This window comes from Pseudomonas sp. BMW13, from assembly GCF_013357275.1.
Lineage (GTDB): Bacteria > Pseudomonadota > Gammaproteobacteria > Pseudomonadales > Pseudomonadaceae > Aquipseudomonas > Aquipseudomonas khazarica.
In genome coordinates this window covers 43,501-55,523 of the sequence record NZ_SUKD01000002.1, presented here as the reverse complement: position 1 = coordinate 55,523, position 12,023 = coordinate 43,501, and the positions used below count along the sequence as shown (strand labels likewise).

The 12,023-nt window shown below is 67.3% G+C and carries 9 protein-coding genes and 1 riboswitch; of the genes, 6 read left to right on the top strand and 3 right to left on the bottom strand.

Annotated elements, in window-relative coordinates:
• Nucleotides 1–119: 119 nt before the first annotated feature.
• From E4487_RS01340 to E4487_RS01315, 6 genes are all read left to right on the top strand, one after another.
• Complete coding sequence (locus E4487_RS01340; RefSeq protein ID WP_037055831.1) at nucleotides 120–362, top strand: exodeoxyribonuclease VII small subunit; 243 nt, start codon at nucleotides 120–122, stop codon at nucleotides 360–362.
• The gene (locus E4487_RS01335; RefSeq protein WP_150606681.1) at nucleotides 359–1,246 is read left to right on the top strand and encodes a polyprenyl synthetase family protein; all 888 of its coding nucleotides are present in this window, start codon (nucleotides 359–361) and stop codon (nucleotides 1,244–1,246) included. Before E4487_RS01340 ends, E4487_RS01335 begins: the two co-directional genes overlap by 4 nt.
• Nucleotides 1,247–1,387: 141 nt before the next feature.
• Nucleotides 1,388–4,660 (top strand): carboxyl transferase domain-containing protein, encoded by a 3,273-nt coding sequence (locus E4487_RS01330; protein WP_175252555.1) that lies wholly within the window; start codon nucleotides 1,388–1,390, stop codon nucleotides 4,658–4,660.
• 6 nt (nucleotides 4,661–4,666) lie between these two features.
• Complete coding sequence (locus tag E4487_RS01325; RefSeq protein WP_175252554.1) at nucleotides 4,667–5,617, top strand: alpha/beta fold hydrolase; 951 nt, start codon at nucleotides 4,667–4,669, stop codon at nucleotides 5,615–5,617.
• An 82-nt stretch (nucleotides 5,618–5,699) separates the two neighbouring features.
• Nucleotides 5,700–7,601, top strand: a complete 1,902-nt coding sequence (gene dxs / locus E4487_RS01320) for a 1-deoxy-D-xylulose-5-phosphate synthase (RefSeq protein WP_175252553.1) — start codon at nucleotides 5,700–5,702, stop codon at nucleotides 7,599–7,601.
• Nucleotides 7,602–7,723: 122 nt separating this feature from the next.
• Nucleotides 7,724–7,927: riboswitch (cobalamin riboswitch) on the top strand.
• 83 nt (nucleotides 7,928–8,010) lie between these two features.
• Entirely contained in the window at nucleotides 8,011–9,876 is a 1,866-nt protein-coding gene (locus E4487_RS01315; protein ID WP_175252552.1) for a TonB-dependent receptor domain-containing protein, read from the top strand.
• Between the two features lie 204 nt (nucleotides 9,877–10,080).
• On the opposite strand, the gene E4487_RS01310 is transcribed toward E4487_RS01315, so the two are convergent.
• Genes E4487_RS01310 through ribA form a run of 3 tightly spaced genes read right to left on the bottom strand, consistent with a single transcriptional unit; the run spans nucleotide 10,081 to nucleotide 11,905 of the window.
• A complete protein-coding gene (locus tag E4487_RS01310) occupies nucleotides 10,081–10,875 on the bottom strand; it encodes a cobalamin-binding protein (protein WP_134675793.1) in 795 nt (264 codons plus the stop codon).
• Nucleotides 10,875–11,288, bottom strand: a complete 414-nt coding sequence (locus E4487_RS01305) for an MFS transporter (protein ID WP_150606691.1) — start codon at nucleotides 11,286–11,288, stop codon at nucleotides 10,875–10,877. The genes E4487_RS01310 and E4487_RS01305 overlap by 1 nt, the downstream gene beginning before the upstream one ends.
• Nucleotides 11,285–11,905, bottom strand: coding sequence for a GTP cyclohydrolase II (gene ribA, locus E4487_RS01300; RefSeq protein ID WP_037055814.1), 621 nt, complete (start codon nucleotides 11,903–11,905; stop codon nucleotides 11,285–11,287). Before ribA ends, E4487_RS01305 begins: the two co-directional genes overlap by 4 nt.
• Nucleotides 11,906–12,023 lie beyond the last annotated feature (118 nt).

The window sequence follows — 12,023 nt, the reverse complement described above, 5'->3', positions numbered from 1 at the left end:
AAAACGGAATGCCGCCCAGCCGCTTCTGCAAGCGCCTATCGATCAGCCCCCCTGATTTGCCCGAGAGGCGCGGCTCTGCTAGTGTCGCGCCCGTTCCAGAATCAGCGAGAACCCGCGCCATGGCCCGCAAGAAAGCCGCTCCCGACTTCGAACACTCCCTTGCCGAACTGCAGACGCTGGTCGAGCGCCTGGAGAGCGGCGAGCTGTCGCTGGAGGATTCGCTGACTGCGTTCGAGCAGGGCATTGGCCTGACCCGCGAATGCCAGGCTTCGCTGGCCCAGGCCGAGCAGAAGGTGCAGATCCTCCTCGAACGCGACGGTGAATTGCAGGCCGCGCCGTTCGACACGGATGAACAGGCATGATCGCGAGCTACCAGAAGCGCTGCCAGAGCCGCGTCGACGCAGCGCTGGATGAACTGTTCCAGGCCCCGCGCGACGAACTCGAACGCCTCTACCAGGCCATGCGCTACAGCGTCATGAACGGCGGCAAGCGCGTGCGTCCACTGCTGGTCTACGCCGCCTGCGAAGCCCTGCAAGGCGATATCGAACGAGCCGATGGCGCCGCCTGTGCGGTGGAGCTGATCCACGCCTATTCGCTGGTCCACGACGACCTGCCGGCCATGGACGATGACGACCTGCGTCGCGGCCAGCCGACCACCCACAAGGCCTTCGACGAAGCCACCGCCATCCTCGCGGGCGACGGCCTGCAGAGCCTGGCCTTCGAGGTCCTCGCCGACCGCCGCCGCAACCCGCAGGACCCCGAGGTGCGCCTGCAGATGCTCAGTGCCCTGGGCGGTGCCGCCGGGCCATCCGGCATGGTCGGCGGCCAGGCCATCGACCTCGGTTCGGTCGGACAGAAACTCGACCGCGAGGCGCTGGAAACCATGCACCGACACAAGACCGGCGCCCTGATCGAAGCCAGCGTGCTGCTGGGGGCCCTGGCCAGCGGCAAGGCCGACGACCTCAGCCTCAAGGCCCTGCTGCAATATGCCCGCGCCATCGGCCTGGCCTTCCAGGTGCAGGACGACATCCTCGACGTGGAGAGCGATACCGCCACTCTGGGCAAGACCCAGGGCAAGGACGAGGCCCACGACAAGCCCACCTACCCGGCCCTGCTCGGCCTCGACGCCGCCAAGGACTATGCCCTGGAGCTGCGCGACCAGGCGCTGCACGTGCTGCGCGCCTTCGGCAACAGCGCCGAACCGCTGCGCGAGCTGGCGCGCTACATCGTCGAGCGGCGCAGCTAGGCCGCTCTCGTGAAGGCGGCTGCCGCCGCGATCGCACCATCATTGTCATCTATGACCGCATGATCGCCGCATGAGGCTTGCTTTACCCCTGCGCCCAGCCTCCTAAGATGGCTCCATAACGACAAGACGTCTGGAGCCGCCATGCCCTTCCCCGCCCTGCTCATCGCCAACCGTGGCGAGATCGCCATCCGCATTGCCCAGGCCTGTGCCGATCTCGGCATCCGCTCGGTGGCGGTGTTCGCCGAGGACGACGCGGCCGGGCTGCATACGCGCAAGGCCGACCTCGCCGTGGCACTCGAGGGACGCGGGGTGGCCGCTTACCTGGACATGGACCAGCTGATCGCCAGCGCCGTGGCGCACGGCTGCACCGCGATCCACCCCGGCTACGGTTTTCTCGCCGAGAACGCCGAGTTCGCCCGGCGCTGCCAGGCGGCAGGCCTGACCTTCATCGGCCCGACGGCGGAGACCCTGCAGCTGTTCGGCGACAAGGCGGCGGCCCGCGCACTCGCCCAGCGCTGCGACGTGGCGCTGGTGCCCGGCCTCAACCACGCCGTCACCCTGGAGCAGGCCGAGGCCTTCTTGCGCGAGCACGGCAGCGTGATGCTCAAGGCCCTGGCCGGTGGCGGCGGACGTGGCATGCGCGCAGTGGATGATCCGACGCAGCTGGCCGACGCCTTCGCCCGCTGCGCGTCGGAAGCCCTGGGCGCCTTCGGCAGCGGCGCGTTGTACGTGGAAAAACGCGTGTGCCACGCCCGGCATATCGAGGTGCAGGTGCTCGGGGATGGCAGCGGCGCGGTCAGCCACCTGTGGGAGCGCGACTGCAGCCTGCAGCGGCGCCACCAGAAGCTGGTGGAAATCGCTCCCAGCCCGGACCTGGAGACCAGCACCCGCGACGCCATCATCGCCAGCGCCCTGCGCCTGGCTGCCGAAGTGCGCTATCAGGGCATCGGCACCTTCGAGTTCCTCCTCGACCTCGACCAGCCGGGGCGCTTCTACTTCATGGAAGCCAACCCGCGCGTGCAGGTGGAGCACACCGTCACCGAACAGGTCACCGGCATCGACCTGCTGCACAGCCAACTGCACCTGGCCGCTGGCGCAAGCCTGGCCGACCTGGGCCTGCTCACACCGCCGGCGACTAACGGCTATGCCGTGCAGGTGCGCCTGAATCTGGAGTCACTGCTTACCGATGGCAGCGCACGCCCGGCTGCCGGCGTGCTCAGCGCCTACCAGCCGCCGTCCGGTCCCGGCCTGCGCATCGATGGCTGCGGCTATGCCGGCTATGCCGTGAGCCCGGCCTACGACTCGCTGGTGGCCAAGCTGATCGCCAGCGCCAGCGACTACCCAGGCGCCCTGCGCCGCGCCTATCGCGGGCTCTGCGAGTTTCGCCTGGAAGGCGTGGCGAGCAACCTGCACCTGCTGCAGAACCTGCTGCAACGCGACGAGGTACGCGCCAATCAGGTCGACACCACCTATGTCGAACGTCATCTGGAGACGCTGCTGGCGGCCCGCGAGCAGGCCCATCCGCATCGCTACTTCGCCGGCGCCCAGGCCGCCAGCGATAGGCAACCGGAGGTCGATGCCCCGCCCGGCACCCTGGCGCTGCATGCGGCCAGTGCCGGCGTACTGGTCAGCCTCTCGGTACGCGCCGGCGATGCCATTGCGGTGGGCCAGAACATCGCCGTGCTGGAGGCGATGAAGATGGAATTCGAGGTCAAGGCCGAGCACAGCGGCATCGTCCGCGCACTGGCCGTGACAGAGGGCAGCGCGGTGAGCGAGGGCCAGACGTTGCTGTTCGTCGAACCGGCCGAGGTCGATGGCGGCGCGCTGCACGGCGAGCAGGCCATCGACCTGGCTCACGTCCGCGCCGACCTGGCCGAAGTGCTCGAACGCCATGCCCGCCTGACCGACGCCCGCCGCCCCGAGGCCGTGGCCAAGCGCCGCAGGACCGGCCAGCGCACCGTGCGCGAGAACCTGGCGGACCTGCTCGACGCCGACAGCTTCATCGAATACGGCGCCATGGCCCTCGCCGCCCAGCGCCGCCGGCGTTCGCCCGAAGAGCTGCTGGAACTGAGCCCGGCCGACGGCCTGGTTGCCGGCATCGGCACCGTGGGCGCAGAACGCTTCGGCAGCGAGGCCGCACGCTGCATGGCCATCGCCTACGACTACACGGTGTTCGCCGGCACCCAGGGGGTGATGAATCACAAGAAGACCGACCGCATGCTGGCGCTGGCCGAACAATGGCGCCTGCCCGTGGTGCTGTTCGCCGAAGGCGGCGGCGGCCGCCCGGGCGATACCGATTTCGTCGGCGTGGCCGGGCTGGACTGCCACACCTTCGTCGCCATGGCCAAGCTCTCCGGCCTGGTGCCGACGGTAGGGGTCGTGTCCGGGCGCTGCTTCGCCGGCAACGCCGCGTTGCTCGGCTGCTGCGACGTGATCATCGCTACGCGCAATGCCAGCATCGGCATGGCCGGCCCGGCGATGATCGAAGGCGGCGGCCTGGGCAGCTTCAAACCCGAGCAGGTCGGCCCGAGCAGCGTGCAGGGGCCCAACGGGGTGATCGACGTGCTGGTGGAAGACGAAGCCGAGGCGGTCGCCGTGGCCAGGCAGTACCTGGGCTACTTCCAGGGAGCGCTGAGCGACTGGCACGCCAGCGATAACCGCGAACTGCGCCACGTGATCCCGGAAAACCGCCTGCGCGTGTACGACATGCGCCAGGTCATCGAACGGCTCGCCGACCAGCACAGCGTGCTGGAACTGCGCCGCCAGTTCGCTCCGGGGCTGATCACCGCGCTGATCCGCATCGAGGGCAAGCCCTTCGGCCTGATCGCCAACAACCCCGCGCACCTGGGCGGCGCCATCGATGCCGTGGCCGGCGACAAGGCCGCGCGCTTCCTGCAGCTGTGCGAGGCGCATGACCTGCCCGTGGTATCGCTGTGCGACACCCCCGGTTTCATGGTCGGCCCGGAAGCGGAGAAGCAGGCCACGGTGCGCCATGTCTCGCGCCTGTTCGTCACCGCCGCCAGCCTTACGGTGCCCTTCTTCACCCTGGTCCTGCGCAAGGGCTACGGCCTTGGCGCCCAGGCCATGGCGGCCGGCAGCTTCCACTCGCCGCTGTTCACCGCCGCCTGGCCCAGTGCCGAGTTCGGCGCCATGGGTCTGGAGGGTGCCGTGCGCCTGGGTTTCGCCAAGGAGCTGGCCGCCCAGCCGGACGAGGCCGCCCGCCAGGCCCTGTTCGACAAGCTGGTGGCCAAGGCCTACGACAACGGCAAGGCCCTGAACATGGCCAGCTACCTGGAGATCGATGCCGTGATCGATCCGGCCGACAGCCGCGCCTGGCTGCTGCGTGGTCTCAATGCGGCGCCGCGCTCACCCCGGCGTGAGGGCAAGAAGCGTCCCTTCATCGACACCTGGTAAACACCCATGCACATCGAACATCGTCTGCTCGCCGTGAACGGCATCGAACTCAGCCTGTACAGCGCCGGTCCCGAGCACGGTCGGCCGCTGTGGCTGCTGCACGGTTTTCCCGAATGCTGGTACGCCTGGTACCCGCAGATCGAGGCGCTGGCCAGTGCCGGCTACCGCGTGTTCGCCCCGGAGATGCGCGGCTATGGCGCCAGCAGCGCGCCGAGCGATCCTGCAGCCTACGACCTGCTCAGCCTGTGCGGCGACATCCAGGCGGCCATGGACCTGCTCGGCCAGCGCGAGGTCGCGGTGGTCGGTCATGACTGGGGCGCGCCGGTGGCCTGGCATCTGGCCCTGCTCGAGCCGCAACGGGTCAGGGCCCTGGGCGCACTGTCGGTGCCCTTCGGCGGCCGGCCGAAACGCCCGGCCATCGAGATGATGCGCGAGGCCTACGCCGGACGCTTCCACTACATCCTCTACTTCCAGCAGCCGGGGCTGGCCGAGGCCGAACTGGACGCGGACATCGGCCGCAGCCTGCGCCTGCTGCTCGGCGGCCTGGGCGATGCCCTGCTGGCAACGGACAAACCGGCCGATGCGCGGCTGTTCGACGGCATGCCGGCCGACATCCCGCTGCCGCCCTGGTGCAGCGAGGCGACGTTCGCCCACTACCTGCGCACCTTCGAACGCCACGGCTTTCGCGGCGCGCTGAACTGGTACCGCAACTTCGAGCGCAACTGGCAACGCACCGAGCATCTGGCCGCACTTCAGGTGATGCAGCCAACGCTGTTCCTGCTCGGCGAACACGACCCGGTCGGCCGTTTCGAGGCACCGACGCTCAAGCGCATGGGCGACAAGGTGCCGCACCTGGAGCGCCACGACCTGCCGGGCGCCGGCCACTGGCTGCAGGCCGAGTGCGGCGAGCGGGTGAGCGAACTGCTGCTGGCGTTTCTCACGCGGCACTACCGCTGACGGCGATCTGGTCAGCGGATTGGGCTGTTTTCCTGGCATCAGGTAAACTGCCGCATCTTTTACACCTATAACGATTCGCCTGATGCCGACCACTTTCCACGAGATCCCCCGCGAGCGCCCGTTGACGCCCTTGCTGGACAGCGCCAATACGCCGGACGAACTGCGTCGCCTGGCCGAAGCGGACCTGGAAACCCTCGCCGACGAGCTGCGCCAGTACCTGCTCTACAGCGTCGGCCAGAGTGGCGGTCACTTCGGTGCCGGCCTCGGCGTGATCGAACTGACCATCGCCCTGCACTACGTCTTCGATACGCCCGACGACCGCCTGGTGTGGGACGTCGGCCATCAGGCCTATCCGCACAAGATCCTCACCGGTCGCCGTGAGCGCATGGGCACGCTGCGCCAGCGTGACGGCCTGGCCGCCTTCCCGCGTCGCAGCGAGAGCGAGTACGACACCTTCGGCGTCGGCCACTCCAGCACCAGCATCAGCGCCGCCCTCGGCATGGCCATCGCCGCCCGCCTGAAGGGCGAGAAGCGCAAGAGCGTGGCGGTGATCGGCGATGGCGCCCTGACCGCCGGCATGGCCTTCGAAGCGCTCAACCATGCCACCGACGTCGGCGCCAACATGCTGGTGATCCTCAACGACAACGACATGTCGATCTCCAAGAACGTCGGCGGCCTGTCCAACTACCTGGCCAAGATCATCTCCAGCCGCACCTACGCCAGCATGCGCGAAGGCAGCAAGAAGATGCTCTCGCGCCTGCCCGGTGCCTGGGAAATCGCGCGCAAGGTCGAGGAGCACGCCAAGGGCATGCTGGTACCCGGCACCCTGTTCGAGGAACTGGGCTGGAACTACGTCGGCCCCATCGACGGCCACGACCTGCCGACCCTGCTGGCCACCCTGCGCAACATGCGCGACCTGGACGGCCCGCAGTTCCTCCACGTGGTGACCAAGAAGGGCAAGGGCTTCGCGCCGGCCGAGGCCGACCCGATCGGCTATCACGCCATCACCAAGCTGGAGCCGGTGACGCCGCCGGCCGCAGCGCTCTCCAGCCCGAAGCGGCCGAGCGGTCCGAAGTACTCCAACGTGTTCGGCCAGTGGCTGTGCGACATGGCCGAGGCCGATGAGCGCCTGGTCGGCATTACCCCGGCGATGAAGGAAGGCTCCGACCTGGTGGCCTTCAGCGAGCGTTTCCCCGAGCGCTACTTCGATGTCGCCATCGCCGAACAGCATGCCGTGACCCTGGCGGCCGGCATGGCCTGCGAGGGTGCCAAGCCGGTGGTGGCGATCTACTCCACCTTCCTCCAGCGCGCCTATGACCAGCTGATCCATGACGTGGCCGTGCAACACCTCGACGTACTGTTCGCCATCGACCGCGCCGGCCTGGTCGGCGAAGACGGCCCGACCCATGCCGGCAGCTTCGACCTGTCGTACCTGCGCTGCATCCCCGGCATGCTGGTGATGACGCCGAGCGACGAGAACGAGATGCGCCGCATGCTCACCACCGGCCACCTGTTCGACGGCCCGGCAGCCGTGCGCTACCCGCGTGGCACCGGCCCCAACGCCCCGCTCGATGCGGGCCTCGAACCGCTGGAAATCGGCAAGGCCGTGGTCCGTCGCCAGGGCAAGCGCGTCGCCCTGCTGGCCTTCGGCGTGCAACTGGCCGAAGCCCTGCGGGTTGGCGAGACGCTGGACGCCAGCGTGGTCGACATGCGCTTCGTCAAACCGCTGGACGAGGCCCTGCTGCGCGAACTGGCGAGCAGTCATGAGCTGCTGGTGACCCTCGAGGAAAACGCCGTGATGGGCGGTGCCGGCAGCGCGGTCAGCGAATTCTTCGCCGCCGAGAACCGCCAGGTGTCGATGCTGCACCTCGGCCTGCCGGACTACTACGTCGAGCATGCCAAGCCCAGCCAGATGCTCGCCGAGTGTGGCCTGGACGATGCCGGCATCGAACGCGCGGTACGCGAACGCCTGAACCTGCTCTGAGCATGAGCCCCGCTCATCGCCGAATGAGCCGGGCTTGCTTGCCATGCCGCTGCGCGCGCACTAAGGTGCGCGCACTTCATGTTCCGCCAGGGTGCGCTGCGCAAGCGGCGTCAGCAAGCCGTTGAAAAAACGCCAACGCAGGTAGTTTTCAACGGACTGCTGAACGGGAAGTCGGTGCGCTCTCCATGAGCAATCCCGACGCTGCCCCCGCAACGGTAATCGACTGCAAGCATCACGCTTGTCCCTATCCAACCGCCACTGGGAGCCCCCGGGAAGGCGGATAGGGGTCGAGAGCCCGGAGACCGGCCAAGGCGGATCGACTGGTGTTGCGGAGGGCAGCACGGTCAAGCGCCGCCCACGCGCTGGCTGCTGTCCTCCTCGAAAGTCTGCCGACCTTGAGGAAATCATCATGAGAGCGTCTCGCCTGGCCCTGGCCATTGCCGTCGTGCCTGGCCTGTCACTGGCCAGCGAACCCTATGTGGCCGAGCCCCTGGTCATCACCTCGGGCCGCACCCCCGAACCACAAGCCCAGGCCACGGCGGCCAGCACCGTGTTCGAGCGTGACGATATCGAGCGTTTGCAGGTCAGCAGCGTTGCAGAGCTGCTGCAGCGCGTTCCCGGTCTTAGCGTCGTCCGCAGTGGCGGTACTGGCAGCCAGACGGGCGTGTTTCTGCGCGGCACCAGCACGGCACAAACGCTGGTGCTGGTCGATGGCCAACGCATCGCCGCGGCATCCAGTGGTACCAGCAGCCTGGAATTTCTCGCCCCCGAGCAGATCGAGCGTATCGAGGTCGTGCGTGGCGCCCGTTCGGCACTCTACGGCTCCGATGCCATCGGTGGGGTGATACAGATTTTCACGCGCAAGGGCGATGACCAGGGGCTCGCCCCTTACGTGCGCCTGGCAGCCGGCAGCGACAGTACCTACCAGCGCAGCCTTGGTCTTTCCGGTGGCGATGAGCGCACCCGCTTTCACCTGGGCGCTGCACTGGACGAGACGGCCGGTATCGACGCGACCCGCGACGGTTTCGGCGCCAATGGCGACGACGATGCCTACCGCAACCGCTCACTGAGCCTGAGTCTGTCGCACCGCTTCGATGACAGCCTGCAGATCGGTTTCAACCTGCTCGACCAGCGTGGCCAGGTGGAGTACGACGATGTCTTCAGCGGCTCGCTGCCGACTACCGACTACCTGCTCAGCAGTGCTTCCGGCTTCATCGACGCACAGCTCAGCGATAGCTGGAGCAGTCGCCTGGAGCTGGGCCACAGCGAAGACAAACGCGATAGCGGCAATGATCAACCGGGTGGCTCAGTCAGCCAGTTCAACACATACCGTGACGCCGCCAACTGGCTGAACACGCTGACACTCACCGAGAACCATCAGTTGCTGCTGGGCTTGGACTGGTACGAGGATCGAGCCCAGGGCACCACGGACTTCGTCGAGGATTCGCGCTGGAACCGCGCAGCCTTCATCCAGCATCGTTATAGCGGGGAAAACTTTTCCACCGAGATCGGCTTGCGCCATGACGACAACCAGCAGTTCGGCGACGAAAACACCTGGAATGCGGCACTGACTCTGCCGCTGGGCAACGCCAACGATCTGATTCTGTCGTATAGCGAAGGCTTCCGCGCGCCAACCTTCAATGACCTGTATTACCCGGACTTCTGCTTCGGCAGCATGTGTTTCCCCAGCGCTAACCCCGAGCTCACCCCGGAACGCTCCAGGAGCTACGAACTGCAATGGCGCAGCCGGTACAGCGACACAGGCTCGCTGCAGGCCTCCGTTTACCGAACCGAGATCGAAGATGCCATCGTTCTGGACGAGAACTTCATTCCGCAGAACGTCCAGACTGCCCGGATCAATGGTTTCGAAGCCACAGTGCAGCAGGAACTGTTCGGCTGGCAAGGCAACCTGGCCCTGGCCCTGATCGACCCGCGCGATCGCGACAGCGGTCATACCCTGCAGCGTCGCGCCAAACGCACGCTGACGCTGGATATCGACCGCCGCTTCGGTGACGTGTCGATTGGCGCTGGCTGGCGTGCGCTCAGTGGTCGTTACGACGATGCCGAGAACCAGATCAGGATGAGCGGCTACGGCCTGCTCAGCCTGCGCGCAGCCTGGCAGGCCACCCAGGAACTGGGGCTGAGCCTGAAGCTGGATAACCTGCTGGACCGGGACTACGCAGAAGCCACGTACAGCACGCCCAACGGGCGTTTCGGCTACAACAGTGCCGGACGCACCGCACTGTTCGCCGTAACCTGGACGCCGCAGATCTGATGTCGTTGCACAGCCCGCGTAGGGTGGGTTAGCGGCGCCGAACGCCAATCTGGCAAGTGCCGATGAACGGGAGCGCCGCGTAACCCACCAGCGTTGGAACGCATGGCAGCGGTGGTGGGTTAGCGCCACATAGAGCGCAACCCACGCCAGCAACATCCACAGGCGGCCAAGCCTGCCTGCGAAAGCACTGCACGTCCCGTGGCACTAGCGCGCCCCGGCCATCCGCTCGCACAACTGCTCGATCGCCCCGAGCATCTGCAGACTGGGCCGTTCCAGGCCCTTGTCCGGCACCGTCCATACCTGGCCCTGGCGCACGGCATGCAGCTGCGGCCAGGCCTGCCAGGCGCTCAGTTCGGCATTGCTGCCGCCCAGGATGATGTCCGGATCGCGCGCCAGCACGGCCTCCACACTGACCTGTGGCGCAGGCTGCGGCAGCTCGGCGAAGAGGTTCCGTGCGCCGCACACCTGCAGCGCATCGCCGATCAACTGTTCGCCACCGATGGTGTACAGCGGCTGATGCCAGATCTGATAGAACACAGCCAGCGGTCGTTCGCGCCGATAGCGCTGACGCAGCGCCGCCAGCCGCTCGCGAAACTCGGCGGCCAGCCGTTCGCCCTGCTCCGCCCGGCCCACCCGCTGGCCAATCTGCACGAAGGCATCACCCAGCAGGTCGAGGCGGGCCGGTTCGATCACCAGCAGCGGGATGTCGAAACGCTGCAACTGCGCCTGCTGTGCCGGCGGCACGCTGCCCGGGGCGATCAGGATCAGGTCGGGGGCGAGCTGCAGCAGGCGCTCGAATTCGAGCTGACCATAACGGCCGACCGTCGGCAGATGGGCCACGCCGGCGGGCTGCTGTTCCCCTTCGAGCACACCGACCAGCCGGTCGCCAGCGCCCAGGTCGAGCATGATTTCGCTGAGCGAAGGCGCCAGGCTGATCACCCGCTCGGCAGCCGGCAGTGGTAGCGCCAGCACGCACAGGGTCAGCAGCAGCGCGCGCATCAGCCCAGTTGGCGGGGAATGCGATAGAGACAGTGCAGCACGATGGACGACAGCGCCAGGAGCATCAGGGGAATCGCCTCGAGCCCGGCGAGTACCGCCAGCGCCGCGATCCAGGCGGGCAACGCGGCAGCGAGCAGCGCGCGCAGGCGCACACGATCCAGCTCCAGCCAGGCAGCCGCTTCGTCATCGCTGTCGAGGGCCTTCTCGGTGGCCACCAGGGCGCGCTTGTAGGTGGCGAACAGCGGCAGGCTGACGAACATCGCGGCCAGGCCGGCGACGAACAGCGGCATGGTCAGCACCGTAGTGCTACCGCCGCCGAACAGCAGGTTGAACACGACAAGCGGCGCCAGTGCGACGCCCAGCTGACGCCACCAGGCCAGCGCCAGGCGGCGCTTCACCTGGCCTCGGGTCACAGGCTTTCCTCGGTCTCGCCCTGGTGCTGGTTGCCCAGCATGTGGCCGAGCTTGCCGGCCTTGGTGGCGAGATAACGCTTGTTGTAGGGGTTGTGCGCGATCTGCAGCGGCACACGGTGATCCACGGCGATGCCCATGTCGCCCAGGGCTTTCACCTTGCGCGGGTTGTTGGTCATCAGCTTGAGGCTCTGGATGCCCAGGTGTTCGAGCATCGGCAGGCAGATCGCGTAGTCGCGCTGGTCGGCACCGAAGCCCAGGCGCTCGTTGGCCTCAACGGTATCGGCGCCACCGTCCTGCAGCTCATAGGCGCGAATCTTGTTCAGCAGGCCGATGCCACGGCCTTCCTGACGCAGATAGAGCAGCACGCCACGACCTTCGTTGGCGATGGCCTGCAATGCCGCCTGCAGCTGAGCCCCGCAGTCGCAGCGCAGGCTGAACAGGGCGTCACCGGTCAGGCATTCGGAATGCAGCCGCCCCAGCACCGGTGCGCCGTCGGCCACTTCGCCGAAGGTCAGGGCGACGTGCTCCTTGCCGGTCGCTTCATCGAGGAAGCCGTGCATGGTGAACACACCGAAGGGGGTGGGCAGTTGGGAGGCGGCGACAAACACGACGGACACCGGATACTCCTAGCAATGAGTACGAAACAGGGCCGGCATTGTATCAGCAGCCCCCGCTGGCAGGTCAGTCAGAATTGCCGATCATCAGTATCGAGAGAAATGATCGACTATCCCGGCG